Annotated in this window: 13 protein-coding genes; 7 read left to right on the top strand and 6 right to left on the bottom strand. The window is 72.9% G+C overall.

The window, feature by feature from the left end; genetic code table 11:
* Positions 1 to 5 precede the first annotated feature (5 nt).
* From ACL06G_RS05490 to ACL06G_RS05470, 5 genes are all read right to left on the bottom strand, one after another.
* Complete coding sequence (locus tag ACL06G_RS05490) at positions 6 to 953, bottom strand: carbohydrate ABC transporter permease (protein ID WP_412787803.1); 948 nt, start codon at positions 951 to 953, stop codon at positions 6 to 8.
* Positions 950 to 2,365 (bottom strand): carbohydrate ABC transporter permease, encoded by a 1,416-nt coding sequence (locus ACL06G_RS05485; protein WP_412787802.1) that lies wholly within the window; start codon positions 2,363 to 2,365, stop codon positions 950 to 952. Before ACL06G_RS05485 ends, ACL06G_RS05490 begins: the two co-directional genes overlap by 4 nt.
* A gap of 21 nt (positions 2,366 to 2,386) precedes the next feature.
* Positions 2,387 to 3,769 carry an ABC transporter substrate-binding protein gene (locus tag ACL06G_RS05480; protein ID WP_412787801.1) on the bottom strand — a complete coding sequence of 461 codons (1,383 nt, stop codon included), beginning with the start codon at positions 3,767 to 3,769 and terminating at the stop codon, positions 2,387 to 2,389.
* Between the two features lie 41 nt (positions 3,770 to 3,810).
* Positions 3,811 to 5,487, bottom strand: coding sequence for a glycoside hydrolase family 13 protein (locus ACL06G_RS05475; RefSeq protein ID WP_412787800.1), 1,677 nt, complete (start codon positions 5,485 to 5,487; stop codon positions 3,811 to 3,813).
* A 225-nt stretch (positions 5,488 to 5,712) separates the two neighbouring features.
* Entirely contained in the window at positions 5,713 to 6,975 is a 1,263-nt protein-coding gene (locus ACL06G_RS05470; RefSeq protein ID WP_412787799.1) for an ABC transporter substrate-binding protein, read from the bottom strand.
* 153 nt (positions 6,976 to 7,128) lie between these two features.
* On the opposite strand from ACL06G_RS05470, the gene ACL06G_RS05465 reads away from it, so the two are divergent.
* Genes ACL06G_RS05465 through ACL06G_RS05455 form a run of 3 tightly spaced genes read left to right on the top strand, consistent with a single transcriptional unit; the run spans position 7,129 to position 10,786 of the window.
* Positions 7,129 to 7,635 (top strand): PadR family transcriptional regulator, encoded by a 507-nt coding sequence (locus ACL06G_RS05465; protein WP_412787798.1) that lies wholly within the window; start codon positions 7,129 to 7,131, stop codon positions 7,633 to 7,635.
* Positions 7,632 to 8,423: an ABC transporter ATP-binding protein gene (locus ACL06G_RS05460; RefSeq protein ID WP_412787797.1), complete on the top strand. Its 792-nt coding sequence runs from the start codon at positions 7,632 to 7,634 to the stop codon at positions 8,421 to 8,423. The genes ACL06G_RS05465 and ACL06G_RS05460 overlap by 4 nt, the downstream gene beginning before the upstream one ends.
* A 2-nt stretch (positions 8,424 to 8,425) precedes the next feature.
* Positions 8,426 to 10,786 carry an ABC transporter permease gene (locus ACL06G_RS05455; protein WP_412835509.1) on the top strand — a complete coding sequence of 787 codons (2,361 nt, stop codon included), beginning with the start codon at positions 8,426 to 8,428 and terminating at the stop codon, positions 10,784 to 10,786.
* A gap of 66 nt (positions 10,787 to 10,852) precedes the next feature.
* On the opposite strand, the gene ACL06G_RS05450 is transcribed toward ACL06G_RS05455, so the two are convergent.
* Positions 10,853 to 13,843, bottom strand: a complete 2,991-nt coding sequence (locus ACL06G_RS05450) for an FHA domain-containing protein (protein WP_412835503.1) — start codon at positions 13,841 to 13,843, stop codon at positions 10,853 to 10,855.
* Between the two features lie 399 nt (positions 13,844 to 14,242).
* Here ACL06G_RS05450 and ACL06G_RS05445 point away from each other — a divergent pair, with 399 nt between their 5' ends.
* The 4 genes from ACL06G_RS05445 (at position 14,243) to ACL06G_RS05430 (ending at position 20,897) form a co-directional block, all read left to right on the top strand.
* Positions 14,243 to 15,970 (top strand): serine/threonine-protein kinase, encoded by a 1,728-nt coding sequence (locus tag ACL06G_RS05445; protein ID WP_412787795.1) that lies wholly within the window; start codon positions 14,243 to 14,245, stop codon positions 15,968 to 15,970.
* A gap of 217 nt (positions 15,971 to 16,187) precedes the next feature.
* Positions 16,188 to 17,462 carry a serine/threonine-protein kinase gene (locus ACL06G_RS05440; RefSeq protein WP_412835502.1) on the top strand — a complete coding sequence of 425 codons (1,275 nt, stop codon included), beginning with the start codon at positions 16,188 to 16,190 and terminating at the stop codon, positions 17,460 to 17,462.
* 101 nt (positions 17,463 to 17,563) lie between these two features.
* Positions 17,564 to 18,679 (top strand): peptide chain release factor 2, encoded by a 1,116-nt coding sequence (gene prfB, locus ACL06G_RS05435; protein ID WP_412835501.1) that lies wholly within the window; start codon positions 17,564 to 17,566, stop codon positions 18,677 to 18,679.
* Positions 18,680 to 18,893: 214 nt separating this feature from the next.
* Positions 18,894 to 20,897: an N-acetylmuramoyl-L-alanine amidase gene (locus tag ACL06G_RS05430; RefSeq protein ID WP_412835500.1), complete on the top strand. Its 2,004-nt coding sequence runs from the start codon at positions 18,894 to 18,896 to the stop codon at positions 20,895 to 20,897.
* Positions 20,898 to 20,900: the final 3 nt, after the last annotated feature.

The following is a 20,900-nucleotide window of genomic DNA, read 5'->3' as shown; positions in this document are numbered from 1 at the left end:
TTCGCCTACTTCACCGAGCCCGCCATCACTCCGGAGACGAACTGGCGCTGGAAGGCGAAGAAGACCGCCAGCGGAATGACCATCGACACGAAGGCTCCGGGAGCCAGGACGTCGATGTTGTTGCCGAACTGGCGGACCTGCTGCTGGAGCGCGATGGTGATCGGTGGCGAACCGGAGTCCGCGAAGATCAGGGCCACCAGCATGTCGTTCCACACCCACAGGAACTGGAAGATGCCCAGCGAGGCGATGGCGGGCCCGCCCAGCGGCATGATGACGCGTACGAACAGCCGGATCTCCCCGGCGCCGTCCAGACGCGCCGCCTCCAGCAGCTCCTTCGGGATCTCCGCGAAGAAGTTGCGCAGCAGGAACACCGCGAAGGGCAGCCCGAACGCGGTGTGGAAGAGCACCACGCCCGGGATCGTCTCGAAGATCCCCAGCGTGTTGAACAGCTTGGCGACGGGGATCAGCGCCACCTGGATCGGCACCACCAGCAGCCCGACGACCAGCAGGAACCACCAGTCGCGGCCGGGGAAGTCCATCCAGGCGAAGGCGTATCCGGCGAGTGAGCCGATGACGATGACCAGGACCGTCGAGGGGATGGTGATGGCGATCGTCACCCCGAGGGAGCCGGTGATGGCGTCGTTGGCGAACAGCGCCTCGTAGTTGGCCCCGGTCAGGCCGCTCGGATCGGTGAACAGTGTCCACCAGCCCGAGTCGGCGATGTCGCTCGGTTCCCGGAAGGACGAGCCCAGCAGGCCCGCGGTCGGCATCAGCCACACCAGGGCGATGACGACCAGCGCGAAACGGACGAAGGCGCCACCGGTCAGCGAGGTGAGCCGCGAGGCGAGACCGGACCTGGGGGCCGCGGGTGCCGCGGCGTCCCCGGACGGGCCGGAGGGTCCGGTCGGTCCGGGCGACGCGGTACCTGTCGTGGTGGTGGTCGGGGAGCTCATCGGCGGTTCTCCCTCCGCAGGCGGCGGATGTTGATGATCATCACCGGGACGACGAGCAACAGCAGGAGTACCGCGAAGGCGCTGCCGAGGCCCTGGTCGGCGCCGCCGCCGAAGGACACCAGATACAGCTGGAGCGCGAGGACGCTCGCGTCCGACTGCACCGCACTGGGCGCGATGATGTAGACGAGGTCGAAGATCTTCATCACGTTGATCATGAGCGTGACGAAGACGACGCCGAGCACGGGAGCGAGCAGCGGTACCGTCACCTTCCGGAAGACCTGCCACTCGCTCGCGCCGTCCACCCGGGCCGCCTCCATGATCTCGCGGGGCACGCTCGCCAGTCCCGCGGCGATCAGCACCATCGCGAAGCCGGCCCACATCCATATGTAGGAGCCGATGATGGCGGGCGTGACCAGCGTCGGGCCGAGCCAGTCGATCCCGTTGTAGGGCTCGGCGAAGTTCGCTGCGGGCAGGCGCAGGTTCGCTCCGCGGGCCTCGGGCGGCAGGCTGTAGGTGCCGTCCTCGCCCGTGGTCGCGGAGGCCACCACGGCCCCGTCCTTCACCGCTTCGACGCGGATGCCGGCAAGTCCCTTCTCGCCGGGGTCGATGCGGCCGGTCTCGCCGCCGCCTCCCGGCGAGAAGTCCAGCCAGACGGTGCCTGCCACACCGCCCCCGGAGGGCTCGGCCCCACCGGCGTCGGCGGCACCGGCGACGTCCTGCGGCGGCACGCCGACGAGTGGCAGGTCCGCGGGACCGGAGGCGGTCGCCGGGGCGTCGGTGACGAAGCCTCCGGCCTTCGTGCCGTCCAGTCCGGTGTCGGGGCGCGGCCGGGCGCCGGGCCAGGCCGACGCCTCGTTGAAGGTGTCGTGCACACCGACCCACATGGCGTTGGCCACGCCGCGGTCCGGGTCCTGTTCGTACACGAGGCGGAAGATGATGCCGGCGGCGAGCATGGAGATCGCCATCGGCATGAAGATGATGAGCTTGAACGCCGTGCCGAACCGCACGCGGTCGGTGAGGACCGCGAAGATCAGGCCGAGCACGGTGGCGAGGGACGGTGCCACGACCACCCATATCAGGGTGTTCTGCACCGACGTCAGGTTGTCGGGATCGGAGAAGATCGCGACGTAGTTCGCCAGTCCGACGAAGGAGTCCCCCGCGGCGTCGAAGAAGCTGCGCCAGAGCGAGTAGCCGATCGGGTAGACCACGAGTGCCCCGAGCAGCAGCAGGGCGGGCAGCAGGAAACCCGCTGCCACCCAGGGGCGGGCGCGCAGAGCCGATGCGCGCCCGCCCGCACCCGTACGGGCGGAGGTGTCGCCAGGACTGCTGGACTGGTCAGGTTCAGGAGTGCCACGGCTGTCGGGGTCCTTGACGACAGGTCCCCCGGAGCCGCCCGCGGATGCTTGCGACATGGTGAGGTTGTCTCCCGCCCGTCAGTTTCCGAAGGCCTTGGCGGCGGACTTCTCCAGCGCCTGCGCGGCACCGTCGACGTCGTCGGGGTTCTTCAGGAAGTCCTGGAGCGCCTTCCATTCGCCCTCGCCCTTGGTGCCGCCGAAGGCCGCCGGCGCCTGGTCGGACATGTCGAAGCGGAAGTCGTCGCCGGCGCCGATGAGCGCCTCCGCGATCTCACGCTGGACGTCGTCCGGGTAGGCCTTGGTGTCCAGGCCCTTGTTGGGGGAGAGGAAACCGCCCTGCTGGGCCATGATGCCCGCCGCGTCCTTCGAGGCGAGGAAGGTCATCATGGCCTGCGCGGCCTTGGAGTCCTTCAGCGCCACGGCGGCGTCGCCGGCGGTGACCACCGGGGCCCGGCCGTCACCCACGGCGGGGAACGGGAAGACCTTCGCGTCGCTCCCGATCTTCGCCTCGGTGTCGCTGGAGACGGTCACGCTCACGAAGTCGCCCTCGTACACCATCGCGGCCTCGGGGGCCTCGAGGTCGGAGAACGTCTTGGTGACGGACTCGGGGAACGCCGTCTGCAGCGCGCCCTCGTTGCCGCCCGCGAGCAGCTGGTCGTTGCCGAAGAGTTCGCCGAGCGTGGTGAGTGCCTTCTTGACCGACGGGTCGGTCCACTTGATCTCGTGGGCGGCCAGCTTGTCGTACATCTCGGGTCCGGCCTGCGAGAGGTAGACGTTCTCGAACCAGTCGGTGAGCGTCCAGCCGTCGGCTCCGCCGACGGACACCGGCTCGACGCCGGAGTCGGCGACCAGCTGGGACGTCGAGAGGAAGTCCTTCCAGCTCTCCGGCTCGCTCGCGCCGGCCGTCTCGAAGGCGGTGTTGTTGTACCAGACCAGCGACTTGTTGGCGGCCTTGAAGTACACGCCGTACTGCTTGCCGTCGACCTTGCCGAGGTCCTGCCAGCCGGCGGAGTAGTTCGCCTCGAGCTGCTCCTGGGCGGCAGAGCCGACGGGCTCGACCCAGCCCTTCTCGGCGAACTGCTTCAGGACGCCGACCTGCGGCAGCATCGCGACGTCCGGCGGGGCGCCGCCCTCGATCTTCGAACCGATGAAGGTCGCCACGTTGTCACCGGTCGGCACGAACTCGACCGTGGCACCGGTGCGCTTCTCGAACTCGTCCAGCGCCGTACGGAAGTTCTCCTGCTCGGGGCCGGTCCAGACGGCGGCCACCTGGACGGTCTCACCGTCCAGGTCGGGCAGGTCGACGGTCGTCTCGGCCTGGATGCCGCCGCCCCCGTTGCCCTCGCTGTTGTCCTGGTCCCCGCCGCCGCCGCACGCCGCGGTCAGGGACAGAGCGAGGGCTGCGGTGGCTGCGGCTGTCGCACGCGCCGCGTTCCGCCTGCGTGCTCTACCGGTTGTCATGCGTGTTCCTTCCCCTCAGGGATTCGGGTGACATGGGTGGGTCATGCGGTGATGCGGTCGCTCATCCACCAGGCCGCGGTGGATCCGGGCAGTTCGTCGCCCGGGCACGGGCCGCTGGCGAGCAGCGGCCTTCCGGTCACCGGAGCCGGAGCCGGCGCGGTGCCGAAGTTGACGGCGCAGACCAGGCCGTTGCCGCGCGCGAAGGTGAGGACGCCCGGCGGCGACTCGAGCCAGCGCATCTCGCCGGTGCCGAGCTGCGGCAGGTTCCGCCTCAGCTGCAGTGCTTCGCGGTAGAGGTGCCAGAACGACCGGGGGTCGGCCAGCGCGCGGTCGGTGGCGTGGTCGGCGAACCATTCGGGCTGCGGCAGCCAGGGGGACGGCGCGCTCTCGCAGCCGGAGGTGAAGCCGAACGGTGAGGCGTGTCCGGACCACGGCAGCGGCACCCGGCAGCCGTCGCGGACCCGGCTCCGGTCGCCGGTCCGCCGGAAGATGGGATCGGTGAGCAGCTCGTCGGGCAGGTCGACCTCGGGCAGCCCGAGTTCCTCACCCTGGTACACGTAGGCGCTTCCGGGCAGCGCGAGCATCAGCAGCGCGGCCGCACGGGCCCGGTCGGACCCGAGGCACTTCCCGTCGCCGGAGGGCTCCGCGTAGCGGGTGACCGAGCGGACCTGGTCGTGGTTGTTCAGCACCCAGGTGGTGGTGGAGCCGGTGCCCGCGATGTCCCGCATGGCGTCGCCGATGGTCTTCTCGAAGGCATCGGCGTCCCAGGGAGCGCTCAACAGGTCGAAGAAGAAGGCCTGGTGCAGTTCGTCCGGCCGGATGTAGTGGGCGTGCTCCCGCGCGGTGGGCACGGAGACCTCACCGACGAGCAGCCGGTCGTGGCCGTCCTCCGCGGTGTACTCCTCGCAGACGGCGCGCCAGCGGCGCCACACGTCGTGGACCTCCGCCTGGTTCCAGGCGAGGGGGTTCACCGAGTCGCGGGAGCGTTCGTCGGCGCGCGGGTCGTCGGAGTCGGGCAGCGCCGGGTGCTTGAACAGGCCTGCGGCGACGTCGATCCGGAAGCCGTCGATGCCGCGGTCGAGCCAGAACCGCAGGACGTCGTCGAAGGCCGCGGCCGTCGCGGGGTTCCGCCAGTTCAGATCCGGCTGTTCGGGCGTGAAGAGGTGCAGGTACCACTGGCCGGGAGTGCCGTCCGGCTCGGTCACCCGCGACCAGGCGGGGCCGCCGAACATGGCGTGCCAGTTGTTGGGCGGCTCCTCGCCGTTCTCTCCGCGGCCGTCCGCGAAATGGAATCGGTCGCGTGCCGCGGAGCCGGGGCCGTCGGCGAGGGCCTGGCGGAACCACGCGTGCTCGCTGGAGCAGTGGTTCGGCACGATGTCCAGCAGCAGGCGCATGCCCAGGCGGCGGGCGTCGGCGACCAGCCTGTCGAACTCCGCCAGGTCGCCGTAGACCGGGTCGACGTCGCAGTAGTCGGCGACGTCGTAGCCGTGGTCGTGCTGCGGCGAGGGGTAGAACGGGCTGAGCCATATCCCGTCCACGCCCAGCTTCTTGAGGTAGGGCAGACCGGCCCGCACACCGGCCAGATCACCGATGCCGTCCCCGGTGCTGTCCAGGAAGCTGCGGACGTACACCTGGTAGATGACGGCATCCCGCCACCACTGGTCGGTGGTGCGGGTGGTGCGGGGCGGAAGGCCGGTCACGGCCGGGGCTGTCAACATCGTTCGCTGACCTGTACCTGACTCTCGTGGGTGTGCCTGCACGACCGTGAAAGGCCGCTGATTGCATGCATGTTAAGTAAGGCGGCACAGGCGGTGTCAACGAACATGCACGACCGCATGGAGATTGGCCGGTGCGGCGTGCTCCCCAGCAGCCCTGACGGCCTTTCGGCCCAGTGTTTTCGATGAGGGGTTGCGCGGGCCGCCGGCATCTGACGGGCCCGCGGATCAGTCCCGTTCGGAGATCTCCGTCAGCTCCCTGCGTAGCCGTGCGGCCGCCGGACCGGCCTGCTGCCGCAGTGCCAGCACGTCGTGCGCCACCGCCTGCACCGCGAGGCTCACCTGGTCGTAGTGAGGGCTCTTCGGCCGAGGTTCTGCGGTGAGGATGCTCTCCTCGAGGGTGGGGAGGTAGGGGTGCTGTTCCACCAGTTCCGGGTCCGTGTAGAGGTCGGCGCGGACCGGGGGCAGGGCACCCTCGGTCAGCACCCGCCGCTGCACCCGTTCGCTGGTGAGGTAGGCGATCAGGTCGGCAGCCGTTTCCGGGTGCTCCGCGTTCCTGCTGACCGCAAGGTTGGAGCCGCCCAGCACACTGGTGCCCGGTCCGTGGGGTCCGGGCAGGCGCACGGCCCCGACCTCCCCGGCCACCCGCGAGCCGGTGCCGTTCGCCAGCGGGTACACGTAGGGCCAGTTGCGCAGGAAGAGCAGCCGGCCGTCCTGGAAGGCCATCCGGGACTCCTCCTCCTTGTAGCTCAGCGCCTCCCGGGGTATCCAGCCCTCCCGCACGCCCGACGCGAGGAACTCCAACCCCTCCCGGGCGGCCCCGTCGACGGTCACCTCGGCGCCCTCGCCCCCGATCAGCGACCCGCCCGCCGAGCGGACCGCCTCGGTGACGTTCGCGGTCAGTCCCTCGTACGGAAGGAACTGCCCCGCGTACCCCTCGAGTCCGTACTCGGGCGCGATCTCCCGTGCCTGGCGGGCAAGTTCGCCCCAGGTCCTGGGGGGCGACACCCCCTCACGGGCCAGGATGTCCTTGCGGTAGTAGAGCAGGCCGGCGTTGGTCACGTACGGAACGGCGTAGAGACGGCCGTCGAAGGTGGCCGTCTCCACGACAGGAGGGAGGAAAGCGTCCAGCGGGAAGTGCGAGCGGTCCAGGGGCGATATCCAGCCCGCGGCCGCAAATTCGGACGTCCAGGCGACATCGATATTGAGAACGTCGAACCGCGACCCGCCGTCGCGCAGATCGGTGATCATCTGGGAACGGCTCTCGTCCGCCGAGTCGGGCAGTTCCACCAGTTCCACCCGCTGGCGGGGATGGCTGCGGTTCCAGTCGGACAGCAACGGCCCCAGGTAGCGGGTGAGATCGCCGGCCGTCGCCAGTGTCAGCGGGCCGCGTGCCGCGGGCCGGGCGCCGGGCGGCACCGTGGCCGCATGACCGGCGAACAGCACGGTCAGCACGAGGAGGCATCTGCCGGCGGTCCGTGTCCACCGCATCGGTGCCTCCTCGCAGTGACCTTCGTCGCGTCCTTGCCCGGGAATCCGTCCTCATATATACCCGTTAGGCATAAGGGATACTAGGGTGTACGGCCCATACCACAAGGGGGATGGGACCGCGTTCCGAGACCGACCCGGAGGAGGGTTGCGCGCTTGCGTCTGCCGCTCCTCGCCCTTCTCGCCCGTGGCCCGGCGCACGGCTACGAACTCAAGGGCGACCTTGAGAAGCTCCTGGGCAGCGCGTACCCTCAGCCCAACGTCGGTCAGATCTACGTCACTCTCGGACGTCTGGAGAAGTCGGGGCTCATCGCGGGCGAGGACGTCGCACAGACCCACCGCCCCAACAAGCGCATCTACCGACTGACCGATGCCGGGCGGGAGGCCGTGCTCGGCTGGTTCGAGGAGACGACGGGGGAACCGCGGGTCCGGGACGAATTCTTCATGAAGATCGCTCTGGCGGCACACTCCGGTCTGGCCGACGAGATCACCTTGATCAACAAACAGCGGCGCCAGTACCTCAACACCATGCGCGACCTGTCGAAGCTGTCGGCTGCGGGAGAGTCGGAGAACCGGATCGCCCGGCTGCTCGTCGAGGGAGCCATGCTGCACCTGCAGGCCGACCTCGACTGGCTGGAACGCTGCCAGGAGGAGCTGGAATGACCGGAGACGGGGACCCTGCCGAGGCCGAGGCGCGGGCGGAGACGCTGCTGCGCGCCGAAAAACTGACCAAGACCCACCACGGCGAGGGGGCTCCCGTCCACGCGGTGCGGGGAGTCGATCTCCGCGTACGGCGCGGCGAGTTCGTGGCCGTCACCGGACCCTCCGGAGCCGGCAAGTCCACGCTGCTGCACCTCCTCGGCGGCCTGCAGCGGCCGGACGGCGGCAGCCTCCACATCGACGGCCGCTGCATGGACGGCCTCAGCGAGTCCCAGTGGGCCGTCACCCGCCGCAGCGGCATCGGGATCGTCTTCCAGTTCTTCAACCTCGTCACGAACCTCACGGTCGCGGACAACGTCGAACTCCCCGCACTGCTCGCCGGGACCCCGCCGCGGGACGCCCGCGCGGAAGGCCGGGCCCTGCTGGCGGAACTGGGCATGGACGGCAAGGAACGCGCCATGCCCGCGGAACTCTCCGGCGGCGAACAGCAGCGCGTCGCCCTCGCCCGCGCCCTGGTCAACCACCCCACCGTGCTGCTCGCCGACGAGCCGGCGGGAAGCCTGGACAGCAGGGGCACCCGGGAGGTGCTCCGCCTGCTGAGCCGTTTCCATCAGCGCGGCCAGACCATCGTGATGGTCACCCACGACGCGCGGATGGCCAGCGCCGCGGACCGCGTCCTCAGCTTCTTCGACGGCAGGATCGTCGACGACGCGGACCTCGCGGACGACAGCGCACGCCGCCCCGCCCGAGCCGCGGGCGGCGTCACCGGCGTACTGGAACTGGGCCCATGACGATCCGCGCCACGCTGCGCTGGGCGCACGCGGACCTGCGCGCCCACCGCGGCCAGACAGTGGTCACGGTGCTCACCACGGCAGGTGTCATCGCCTCGCTGCTGCTGGCCGCCGCGATGTTCAGCTACGCCACCAACCCCTGGGAGCGCGTCTTCACCCAGACCCGCGGCGCGCACGTGTGGGTGCACACCACCGGCGACGCCTCCGCCGGCGCACTCGCCGCGCTGGACGGAGTCGCCGCCGCCTCCGGCCCGTTCGACACCGCCCGCACCACCGCCGAGTACCGGGGAGTGCGGGCCGCGGTCGAGCTCCGGTCCGCCGAGGTACGGGAACCGGCGATCGCACGGCCCCAACTCGTCGAGGGCACCTGGCTGGACGCGGCCCGGCCCCACGGCGTCGTGCTGGAACGCTCGCTCGCCGAGGCGCTGTGGGCGGAACCCGGTGACACGGTGGAGCTGCCCGACGAGAGCTCCGCACCCGGCGAGGACGGCGCCGGCGCCGACGGGGGTGCCGGCGGCACACTCCGGGTCCTCGGCATCGCCGAGACCGCCGAACGCCACTACCGGCCCGGCGAACAGCCCGGCATCGCCTGGGTCCTGCCCCCGGCCGCCGCGTCCGCCGCCGCGTCCGGCACGGGGAGAGCGATCGGGCTGCGGCTGGAACAGCCCCGCGACATCGACTTCGTGGTCCAGCGCGCCGTGACCATGCTCGGCGCGGGCCAGGTGACCCAGGTCGTCAAATGGCAGGAGGCACGCGCCGACGCCGAGGACGGCTACCGACTGCTGGGCCTGGTCTTCGGCGTCTTCGGCGTGGGCGCCCTGCTCGCCGGCGCCCTCGTCGCCTCCGGGGCCATCAGCACCCGGATCCGCGGGCAACTGCGGGACATCTCCGTGCTGAAGGCGATCGGCTTCACCCCCGGACAGGTCGTCCGCGTCTTCCTCGCCCAGCACCTGGTCATGGCCCTCCTCGCAGTGGCCTGCGGAACCGGGCTGACCCTGGCACTCGGTCAGCACATCCCGGGCCGGGTCGGCGAGGCCATGGCCGTGTGGCGCCAACTCCCCGGCCACCTCACGCTGCTCCTCGGCATCCCCGCGGGGGCCGTGATCGTTATCGGAGCAGCCAGCGGACTCGCCGCCTGGCGCGCCGGACGCGTGCCGCCCGTCCCGGCCTCACGCGCCGCACTCCCGTCCGCCGCACCCGTCACCCCGCTCACCCGGCGCTTCCTGGGCCGCCCGTTCTGCGGCAGCCTCTCCTCCACCGTGCTCCTGGGCTGGCGCGGCGCCTTCCCCCGCCGGGCCAGGGCCGTCACCGCCGTGGTCCGCCTCACCGTCCCCGTCGTCCTCATCACCGTCGCCCTCAGTGTGTGGACGACCATCGACCAGTTCCGCGACAACCCCGGCACCGTCGGACTTCCGGGCGCGCTCACCGCACGGTCGGCCCAGGGCGGCGAACTCGGCCCGGACCGGAGCCGGGAGCTCCTCGCCCGCCACCCGGAGGTCGCCGCCGTCCACCCCGGGGCGGAAGTGGCCGCCCTGGTCCCCGGGCAGACCGGCACCATCACCCTGCGGGGGCTCGGGACGAAGTCCCACCCCTACCCCTTCACCCTCGCCGAGGGCCACTACCCGGACGGACCCGACGAGGCGGTAGCCGGCCAGGGACTGCTGGACCTGCTGCAGATCGAGGTCGGGGACTGGGTCCGGATGACCGCCGAAGGGCAGCCGCAGATCCTGCACATCGTCGGCCGCAGCCTCGAGCCGGAGGACGGCGGGAAGGTCGTCTCCACCTCCCTGGACACGCTCCGCGAAGGCAACCCGCGGCTGCGGCCGGAGTTCTCCCTGCTGCTCCTGGAGCCGGGCGCGGACCCCAGGGAGGTGAGTGCGCGGCTGGCCGGGCACGTGTCCGGGGGCCTGGAGATCTGGGAGGTCCCCAACCCCGCGGACGGCCTGGCGCCCGCGCTGTGGGGGATCGCGGGAATGGTGGCCGTGCTGGCCCTCATCGGACTGACCGAACTGCTCACCTCCGTCGGCTCCTTCGTCCGCGACCGGACCCGCGACCTGCTCGCGCTGCGCGCCATCGGACTCACACCCCGCCAGATCAGCGGGGTGATCGTGGCCTCCGCCGGTTTCACCGCGACCGCGGCGGCGGTACTGGGCACCACCCTGGGCGTGCTGCTCAGCGACTGGCTCATCGACCTGCAGGGAGAGCTCAGCGGCATCGGCGCGGGCATCGCCGAGCCGCCGTCGTTCTGCACCCTCGCCGCCCTGGGAGCGGCCGCCGTCCTCGGCGCCGTGGCCGCCTCGATCCTCCCGGCCGCGCGCATCACCCGCCGCCGCCTCGCGGACTCGCTCAGCGCGACGCTCTGACCTCCGGCCCACCCGTCGTCCGGGCCCCGGGCCGGGCTTGCCGCCCCGGCGGCAGCGGCACCCGACTCAGGTCGTGGAGAGACGGGACCCGTCCGCCGCCTCCGCGGTACGCCGTTCCGCCCCGGCACCCCGGGCGGCCCGCGCCGCCCGGTCGACGGCGCTGGCGAGCAGGGCGAGATCGGTGGGACCGTTCCCCAGTTCGCGGACCTGGCGGCGCGTGGGCGGGTCCCCGGCGCGGGTCCAGTCCAGCGGTACGACGGTCGGACGCAGCGTGGCGGTGCGCGGAATCCGTCCGGTCACGCGACCCGCCTGCAACGGGGTCGCGGTGCCGTCGGGCAGGTGGAGCGTGCCGCGGCCTGGCACCGCGTCCTCGCCCGCGTGCCCCGCCAGGCGGACGTGGTACGCCGCCAGGCGGGCGAGGTCGGTGCCCGCGGTGCGGTCGGCGTGGCCGGACGCCGCCACCAGGTGCACACCCAGCCGGGCCCCGTCGCGGGCGACGCCCTCCAGGGCGCGCACCACCGACGGCGCGGCCGGTCGGCCGGGGGAGCCCAGAGCAGGGTCCACCAGGGCGTCGAGATCGTCGACCACCACCACCATGCGCGGCAGGCGTGGCGGTGGCGCGTCGGACCCGGGGCTCCCGCCGTCCGCGGGGCGTCGCGGGGACACCACCCGGGCTGCCTCCCCGGACTGCGACGGGGACGCCGGGGACGAGCGGCGCGGCCGGTTCCGCAGTTCGGTCCGGCGTTTCAGTTCGGAGGTGAGTGCCTGGGCGAAATCCCGCATGCGGCCGGGGTCCGAGGCGATCAGACGGCTCTCCACATGCCGCAGGTCCTCACATCCGGCGAGTCCTCCGGACGCGGCCTGTCCGGCGAACGCCGTGCCGTCGCCGTCGACGAGGCGGAGCACCAGGCGGTCGGGGGAGGTTCCGGCGGCGAGCGAGGCGGCGACCGTGCGGAGGAGTTCGGTCTTCCCGGCGCGCGCGCCGCCGGTGACCAGCAGGTGGCCGTGCTCGGGAGTGAGTGCGATCTCCACCGGCCCCCGCGGCCCGGTGCCGAGCACCAGCGGCGCCCGCCCCGGATGCGTGCCCGCGGAGGCCCAGCGGGAGGCGAGCGCCGACGGTGTCGCGCGGGAGAGCCCCAGCTCGTCGAGCAACCGGGACGCGGCGGGAAGGGGAACGGCCGCCCGCGGCGCGACCTGTGCGGTTCCGGGCGCGGCCCCGGCCTCCCGCAGTGGAGCGAGCGCGCGGGAGAAGCGCTCCGCCCAGGCGGCGGACACGCCGTCCAGCGTCGCGACCGGACTGTCGGTGTGGTGACGGTGCGGACGTGCTATCCGCACCGCTGTCGCCACCTCCCCGCTGAGCAGTGCCGTCGCGCCGCAGGAGCCGAACGGCGGGCAGACCGCACGGGCCGTCCCGACCGTGGCGTCGAACGGCGAAGCCGGCGTGGCGGGAGGCGTCTCCGCCAGGCACAGCACGTGGACGCCCGCGGCGCCGCCCGTGGCGGCCAGCCGGGCGACGGCGTCCCGCACCGGACCCGGGCCCGGGTCACCGTCGACCACGAGCAGCGTTCGGAGCCCGGTGTACGTCCCGGAGGCGTCCGGGACAGCCTCCTCCAGCCGCCGGATCAGCTCCGCGGCGCGGGCCGCGGCCTGCTCGCGGTCGTAGGCGAGGAGCAGGCGGCAGTCCTGACCGTGTGCGGGGCGGACGTGGGGCAGCCGCCCGAGCCAGCCCCACTCCGCGGTCCGCTCCTGAGGAGGGCGCGATCCGTCGGCGGCGATCAGGGCCACCTCGAGCATGCTGGGCCCGTGGAGCGCGGTGAGCTGGGCCGTGACGGAGCGGGCCAGCGCCGCCAGCCGTGCCCTCGGGCCGGCCAGCCCGAGGGATCCGCACTCCCGGAGGTCGAGCGTGACCGGCTCGCCCGGGCCGTCGCTGCGGTGGGCCAGACCGAACCGGACGGTCAGGGCCCGAGGATGCTCCGGTCCGCGCTCCCAGAGCCGCGGTCCCGGGCCCAGGGCGGTGAGCAGCACGGTGGCCGGGTCCGGGTGGCGCACGTCGTCGGCGGCGCTGTGGCGCCCCGCGCCGGCCGGGGTGCCCCGCGTGCCGTCGTCCGTGCCTCCAGTGCCTTGCAGCGGGTCGGCCCGACGGGAGGTCAGTCTTCGTGCCCAGCCGCCGAGCCCGCGCGCGTGGTCGGGCTCCTGCCGGGCCGCTCCGCTCGCCGCCGCCGCGTGCATCGGTCCGGAACCGCGCACGGTGTGCCGGCCGGGCCCGGCCGGCGGTGCCGGTGCGCCCGGTTCCGGGGAGGGAGCGTCGGCAGGGGGGCCTTCGCCGCCGGTGGGGCAGTCCGCACCTTCCCGCGCTGCGGCCGGCGGGGGCGGAGCCAGCCGCAGGAACCCCTCCTCGTCGGGGACCGTGGCCAGTGCGGGAGGGCGGGCCGCGCCGTCCGCCCGCTCCACGCGCACGGCGGACTCGCCCAGCCGGACGATCGCTCCGGGCTGCAGCGCGACGGGGCGTCGGCCGGGAACGGTGGTGAGGTCGATCGTCGTGCCGTTGGTGGAGTCCAGGTCCGTCACCGCCGTCTCGCCCGTATCGGTCACCGTGACGGCGCAGTGCAGCCGCGACACGTCCGGGTCGTCGAGCGGTACGTCGGCGTCGGCGGAGCGTCCGAGGCTCACCCGGCCGCCGTGCAGCAGGTGGACGCCGCCCGCGTCGGGACCGGCGATCACGTGCAGCCGTGCCCGCGCGGGGCCGTACGGGTCGGCCGGTGCCGTGGGCGAGGGGCCGTACAGCGTGATCTCGGCCCCGTCGATCAGCGGAGGGGACCCGACCAGTTGCCGGTGCGGGTCGAGCCGCTCCGTCCCGGCGTACACCGACACCTGCTCGGTGCCGCGTTCCCGCTCCCCGGTGCCGCTCCCGCCGCCGGCCGTACCGGCGACCGCGGCGGCGAGACCGTCGGAGATCGCCGACAGCACGGTCCCGGCCGGCGCGCCCACCAGAACGTCACGCGGTGCACCGGTGGTCCGTCCGCCGCGCGCCGCGAGGACAGTCAGACGGATCTGCATCGGTACTCTCCCGTTCCCACCGCACGGCCCGCGCCCCAGGACGCCCGGGGCATCTTCGCATCCCCGGCGGACGGCGAGCCGTGACCGCACCGCTTCATGATCTTGATTGGCACCTGTCGTGCGCAAGGTCTCCGGGACGGGTTTCTCCCTGACCCGCCAGTGATCGCGAAGGACTCCCGCACGACCGGAACCGACCGCTTCGACATGCAGGCGGAGCAGCGCGGACGCTCCCGGTCCGAGGGCCGCGCGGGAACCGGGCACCGACCCCACTCGTCCTCCCGGGAAGCGGTCCCTCCGAGGTCGGGGGCCCGCGTACGATCACCTCGGCCCTGCCGCCGCCGCGCGCGACGGCCGTACAGTTGGGCGGGACAGCAGTGCGAGACCCTAGGAGCGCATGACGTGCGGCCGGTAGGCAGCAAGTATCTCCTCGAGGAGCAGCTCGGGCGCGGAGCCACCGGCACCGTGTGGCGGGGCCGTGTGACGGCTCCCCAGGGCAGCGGCCCCGACCGTCCGGGAACCGGGGCGGGCGAGGAGGCGGTCGCGGGGCACCCCGGCGAGACCGTGGCGATCAAGGTCCTCCGCGAGGAACTGGCCCACGACCCGGACGTGGTCATGCGCTTCCTGCGGGAGCGCTCCGCGCTGCTGCGCCTGACCCACCGCAACATCGTCCGGACCCGCGACCTGGTGGTCGAGGGTGACCTGCTCGCCCTGGTGATGGACCTGGTGCAGGGTCCCGACCTGCACCGCTACCTGCGGGAGAACGGGCCGTTCAGCCCGGTGGGGGCGGCCCTGCTCACCGCACAGATCGCCGATGCCCTCGCCGCCAGCCACGCCGACGGCGTGGTGCACCGCGACCTCAAGCCGGCCAACGTCCTGCTCGCCGACAGTGCGGAGGGCATGCAGGCGATGCTCACCGACTTCGGTATCGCACGTCTCGCGGACTCGCCCGGCGTGACCCGGACCCAGGAGTTCGTCGGCACGCCCGCCTACGTCGCCCCCGAGTCGGCGGAGGGGCGCGAGCAGACCTCCGCCGTGGACGTCTACGGTGCGGGCATCCTGCTCTACGAGCTGGTGAGCGGCCGTCCGCCGTTCAGCGGGGAAAGCACCCTGCAGGTGCTCCAGCGGCACCTCTCGGATGCTCCGCAGCGGCCGCACGGACTGCCCGACCCGCTGTGGACCGTGATCGAGCACTGCCTGCGCAAGAATCCCGCCGAGCGCCCCGGCGCCGAGGCGCTGGCGCACGGCCTGCGCACCGTCGCTGCCGGTGTCGGGGCGCAGGCCACGCCCGAGATGGCGGGCGCCGCGATGGGGGTCGCCGCGCTGCTCGCCCCGGATCCCCGGCCCGCGGCGGCGCCGGACGGGACGCTGGCGGGCGACTCGGCGGCCACGCAGTTCATGCCGCACGGCAGTGCCGCGCCCGACGGCTACGGCCCGCCGGCAGGACAGGGAGCGGGCGGCTACGACCCGAACGCCGCCACCAGCGTGATGCCCTCCGCGGGGGGCCAGGGCGGCTACGGCTATCCGGGCCAGGGCCCCGGGGGGAACGGCGGCCCGGGGGAGTCCGACGCGACGCGCGTCATGTCCTCCGGCCCGGACGGCCCAGGGCAGCCGGAGGGGCCACACCCCTGGGAGAGCCAGTTGCGGGCCGCACGCGACCGCAACGAGCAGACGCAGGTGCAGCCGCTCGATCCGAACCTCGACCCGCTGCGGCGGCGTCCGCAGCGCCGCGCGGCGCCACCGCCCTCGCACCAGGCCGCCGCGCCGCACCCGGGGCAGCGGCGGCAGTACGGGGGCGCCCCGCAGGGGTCCGCCGCGCCGGCCCGTCGTCCGGCGCAGCCCGAGCCGCGCCGCTACGAGCCGCGGCGCCCGGCGCCGCGCCCCGCGCCGCCGGAGCCGCGGCGGCGCAGTGCCAACCCGATGCACATCCCCGGGCTGGGATGCCTGAAGGGGTGCCTGTTCTCGATCCTCGTCCTGGTCGTCATCGGCGTCCTGATCTGGAACCTCACGCCGCTGCCCGAGTGGTGGGCCCAGGGCCAGGAGTGGTGGGACGCGACGAAGGACTTCTTCCGGGGAGTCGGCGACTTCTTCAGCAGCACCGACACGCCGAACGGGCCCGGCGGTTCCTGAGCCGGTCCGGGCCGCGACCCGTGCCCTCCGGCGACACCATGAGGGAGATTTGTCGACTTCGTAAGGGCAAAACCCTCGCATTCGTGACATGTCACCCGTGATCCCTCACCCCGAGGGGCCCGCGGCGCGTACTTTGTCGCCGTGAGGCCCCTCTCTCCCGCGACCGAGGGCCTCGTCACTCGACCCACCCCCACTCGGCTCCAGCGAGGGACGGAACGTGGCACGGAAGATCGGCAGTCGCTACACCGCTCGGCAGATCCTCGGACGCGGCAGCGCGGGCACCGTCTGGCTCGCGGACGGCCCGGACGGCCCCGTGGCCGTCAAACTGCTCCGCGACGACCTGGCCTGCGACCAGGACCTGGTCGACCGGTTCGTGGCGGAACGCACGGCGCTCCTTTCCCTCGACCACCCCCACGTGGTCGGCGTCCGCGACCTCGTCGTGGACGGTACGGACCTCGCGCTCGTCATGGACCTCGTGCGCGGCACGGACCTGCGGACCCGGCTCGAGCGCGAGCGGAGACTCGCCCCCGCCTACGCGGTCTCCCTCGTGACGGACGTCGCCGAGGCACTGGCCGCCGCGCACGCGGCGGGCATCGTGCACCGGGACGTCAAGCCGGAGAACGTGCTGCTCGACGCGCACGGCCCCACCGGCCCCGGCGGTGCACCTCCCGCGCTGCTCACCGACTTCGGCGTGGCCAAACTCATCGACTCCCCGGGGCGGCGGAGGGCGGCCCCCTCCCGGGGAGCTTCGGGCGGCTCCCAGGCCGGGCAGGACCGCGCGGCCCGCGGCGTCATCGGCACCCCGGACTACCTGGCCCCCGAACTGGTGGAGGGCCTCCCACCCCGCGCGTTCGTCGACGTCTACGCCCTCGCGACCGTCCTCTACGAGCTGCTCGCCGGGTTCACCCCCTTCGGAGGCGGACATCCGGGCGCCGTGCTGCGCCGCCACGTCACCGAGACGGTCGCCCCGCTGCCCGGCATCCCCGAGGAGCTGTGGCAGGTCCTCCTGCAATGCCTCGCCAAGGCCCCCGCCTCGCGCCTGCGCGCCCCCGAGCTGGCGCAGCGCCTCCGGGAGATCCAGCCGCTGCTGCGCGGCCTGCCGCCGCTCGCCATCGACGAACACCCGGCCGAGGGCCTGGACGAACCCGCCGACGCCCCTCCCGCCGGGGCGGCGCCGCTGCCCTCCGCCGGCCGGGCCGCGGTGCCGCTGGTGCGTACCACCGAGAGCCCGGACGCCAACCGGGACACCCACACCTCGATGCGGGTGCCGGGGGCGGACGAACTGGCCGGCGGGGCGCACGGCACGGCCCGGACCCCCCGGGTGCCGGGCGCACGACGAGCCGGTTCGGCGCGCAACCGGGCGCCGCGACGACGGCGTCTGACCGTCGCCGCCGGGGTGGCCCTCGCGGCAGCGGTGGGTCTGGGCGGGTGGCTCGCCACGGGCGGCGACGAGGCGGCGCCCACCGACACGCCCTCGGTGCAACGCCCCTGAGAGGCCCCGGCGGCTCCGCGGAGGGCGCCGCCGGAGGGGCCGCCGGGCGCTGATGCCCCCGGCTTGGCGGTACCGGCTGCGCCAGCCGTTAGGCTGGTGGCGTGGCAGTCGTCGATGTATCCGAAGAGCTGAAGTCCCTCTCCTCCACCATGGAGTCGATCGAGGCGGTCCTCGACCTGGACAGGATGAGGTCCGACATCGCCGCCCTCGAGGAGCAGGCAGCGGCACCCGACCTGTGGGACGACGTGGACAACGCCCAGCAGGTCACCAGCAAGCTGTCCTATCTGCAGGGACAGCTGCGCCGGGCCGAGGACCTGCGGTCGCGTATCGACGACGTCGGGGTGCTCTTCGAGCTCGCCGAGGACGAGGGCGACGCCGACGCCCGCGCCGAGGCCGAACAGGAGCTCGCCGGCCTCCGGAAGGCCGTCGACGAGCTCGAGGTCCGCACGCTGCTCTCCGGCGAGTACGACCCCCGCGAGGCCGTCGTGAGCATCCGCGCCGAGGCCGGCGGCGTCGACGCCGCCGACTTCGCGGAGCAGCTCATGCGCATGTACCTGCGCTGGGCCGAGCGCCGCGGCTACCCGACGGAGGTCTTCGACATCTCCTACGCGGAGGAGGCGGGCATCAAGTCCGCCACCTTCACCGTCAAGGCTCCCTACGCCTACGGCACGCTCTCCGTCGAGCAGGGCACGCACCGCATGGTGCGCATCTCGCCGTTCGACAACCAGGGGCGCCGTCAGACGTCCTTCTCCGGCGTGGAGGTCCTGCCCGTCGTGGAGCAGACCGACCACATCGACATCCCGGAGAACGAGCTGCGCATCGACGTGTTCCGTTCCTCCGGCCCCGGTGGCCAGTCCGTCAACACCACGGACTCCGCGGTGCGGATGACGCACATCCCGACGGGGATCGTCGTCTCCTGCCAGAACGAGAAGTCGCAGATCCAGAACCGCGCCGCCGCCATGCGCGTCATGCAGGCCCGACTGCTCGCCCACCGCCGGGAGGAGGAGCAGGCCAAGATGGACGCCCTCAAGGGCGACGGCGGCAACTCCTGGGGCAACCAGATGCGGTCGTACGTGCTGCACCCGTACCAGATGGTCAAGGACCTGCGTACCGAGCACGAGGTCGGCAATCCGCAGGCCGTGCTGGACGGCGACATCGACGGTTTCCTCGACGCCGGGATCCGCTGGCGCAAGCAGCAGGAGCAGACGGCCGCCTGAGCCGCCGGAGGTCTCCGCACGGTAACGATTCCTGAGGCCGGAACAGCGTCTCCGGTCTGGACCAGTGGTGCCGGGCAGGCCCCGGACGTGTCGCGGGGAAAACCTCCGCGGCGCTCCGACGTGCGCCATACCTGCACTGCAGGACTGTTGACCTCCGCCTCCCGGCTGGGTTCGCCTGGTGCGGTTCGCTCGGAACCCCTCGAGGAGGCTGCACGTGGCAGGGACCATTCCCGGACGAGGCGGCAGACGCCGCCGTTCCGCCCGCGCGTTGACAGGTGTGACCGTGGCGGCGTTGCTCACGCCGCTCGTCGCCGCAGGACCGGCATCGCCCGACGAGACCCGACCCCGTACGCTCCAGGACGCGTTCCGGCAGGCCGCGCAGCAGTACGACGTGCCGCAGAGCGTACTGCTCGGTGTGTCGTACCTGCAGTCGCGCTGGGACGGTCACGCGGGCGCGGCCAGTGTGTCGGGCGGCTACGGGCCCATGCACCTGACCGACCTGCGGGGGGCGCTCGCCCGGTCCGGCGAGCACCACCACGGTGCGGAGGACCCGCGAGGCGACGCGGCGCGGCCCCTGGACGAGGCGGCGTTGGGCGCCGTGGCAGAGAAGGCCTCCGACGGGAAGCGGGTGGTGCCCGCACGGCTGCGGACGCTCCCGGAGGCGGCGCGGCTGACGGGTATTCCGGCCGAGCGGCTGCGCGGTGACCCGGCGGCGAACATCGCGGGCGGAGCGGCTCTGCTGGCCGATGCGCAGCGCACCTCGGGGAGGCCGCTGAGCGACGAGCCGGCCGACTGGTACGGCGCCGTCGCCGAGTACGCGGGCGCGGAGGACCGGAAGACGGCGGAGGTCTTCGCCGACGACGTCTTCGACGTCATCCGTGAGGGCGCGGCCCGCACCAACGACGCCGGGCAGCGGGTCCGGCTGCCGGCCCACAAGGGGCTGGAGCCGAAGGTCTCCCAGCTCGGGACGCTGGAGCTGCGGGCCGGCGGGCACAACAGGAACCTGGAGTGCCCGGCCGGCATCGCGTGCGAATGGATCCCGGCCCCGTACGAGCAGTGGACCGACGAGGACGGCTCGACGGACTACGGGAACCACGATCTCGGCAACCGGCCGGATTCGCAGGACATCGACTACATCGTCGTCCACGACACCGAGGCCACCTACGAGACCACCCTGGATCTGGTGCAGGACCCGGAGTACGTGTCGTGGCACTACTCGCTGCGGTCCTCGGACGGGCACGTGGCGCAGCACCTGCGGACGAAGGACGTGGGGTGGCACGCGGGGAACTGGTTCGTCAACGCCAAGTCGGTGGGGCTGGAGCACGAGGGCTTCCTGGCGGATCCGGACGCCTGGTACACCGAGGCGATGTACCGGTCCTCGGCGCGGCTGGTGCGGTACCTGGCGGGGAAGTACGACATTCCGCTGGACCGGCAGCACATTCTGGGCCACGACAACGTCCCCGGTGTGGTGCCGTCGTTGATTCCGGGTATGCACACCGATCCGGGGCCGTACTGGGACTGGGCGCACTACTTCCGCCTGCTGGGGGCGCCGTTCCACGCCGAGCCGTCGCGGGGCGGGCCGCACGCCGTCACGATTCTTCCCGAGTACGCCGAGCACCAGCCGCTCTACACGGGCTGCGACGACTCCGGCGACCCGTGCGCGCCGCACGGTTCCGGCGCGGTGCGGCTGCACACCGCGCCGGAGGCGGATGCCCCGCTGGTGCGTGACATCGGTCTGCGTCCGGACGGTGGGCCGTCCACCACGGACGTCAACGACACCGGTGCCCGGGCCTCCACCGGTCAGCGCTACGCCGTGGCCGGCCGGCAGGGCGAGTGGACCGCGATCTGGTACCTGGGGCAGAAGGCCTGGTTCCACAACCCGGCCGACCGGCCCACCGCCGTCCCGGCCCGCGGCCCGGTGGTCACGCCGAAGGAGGGCCGGGACTCCGTGCCCGTCTACGGCCGCGCCTACCCGGAGGCCTCGGCCTACCCCGAGGGCGTCCCCGTGCAGAGTGTCGTCCCGAACCCGTACGAGCTGAAGGCGGGTCAGGAGTACGTGCTGGGCCTGCGGACCAAGGGGGAGTACTACTACTCCACCACCTTCGACCCGGCCGACCACCAGGTCGTCCGAGGCGAGGAGACCTACTACCAGATCCAGTTGGGGCAGCGCGTCGCCTACGTGAAGGCGGCGGATGTCGACGTGCGCCGGGCGCACTGAGAA

The organism is Streptomyces callyspongiae (assembly GCF_047200695.1).
Classification (GTDB): Bacteria; Actinomycetota; Actinomycetes; order Streptomycetales; family Streptomycetaceae; genus Streptomyces.
Note: the sequence above shows the minus strand (reverse complement) of the source record. Positions and strands in the feature narration are given on the sequence as shown.

What these genes read in the sequence shown, in the direction of transcription:
- ACL06G_RS05475 (WP_412787800.1), bottom strand. Translation starts at nt 5,487, where the DNA reads ATGTTGACAGCCCCGGCCGTGACCGGCCTTCCGCCCCGCACCACCCGC.
- ACL06G_RS05490 (WP_412787803.1), bottom strand. Translation starts at nt 953, where the DNA reads ATGAGCTCCCCGACCACCACCACGACAGGTACCGCGTCGCCCGGACCG.
- ACL06G_RS05460 (WP_412787797.1), top strand. Translation starts at nt 7,632, where the DNA reads ATGACCGGAGACGGGGACCCTGCCGAGGCCGAGGCGCGGGCGGAGACG.
- ACL06G_RS05485 (WP_412787802.1), bottom strand. Translation starts at nt 2,365, where the DNA reads ATGTCGCAAGCATCCGCGGGCGGCTCCGGGGGACCTGTCGTCAAGGAC.
- ACL06G_RS05480 (WP_412787801.1), bottom strand. Translation starts at nt 3,769, where the DNA reads ATGACAACCGGTAGAGCACGCAGGCGGAACGCGGCGCGTGCGACAGCC.
- ACL06G_RS05470 (WP_412787799.1), bottom strand. Translation starts at nt 6,975, where the DNA reads ATGCGGTGGACACGGACCGCCGGCAGATGCCTCCTCGTGCTGACCGTG.
- ACL06G_RS05450 (WP_412835503.1), bottom strand. Translation starts at nt 13,843, where the DNA reads ATGCAGATCCGTCTGACTGTCCTCGCGGCGCGCGGCGGACGGACCACC.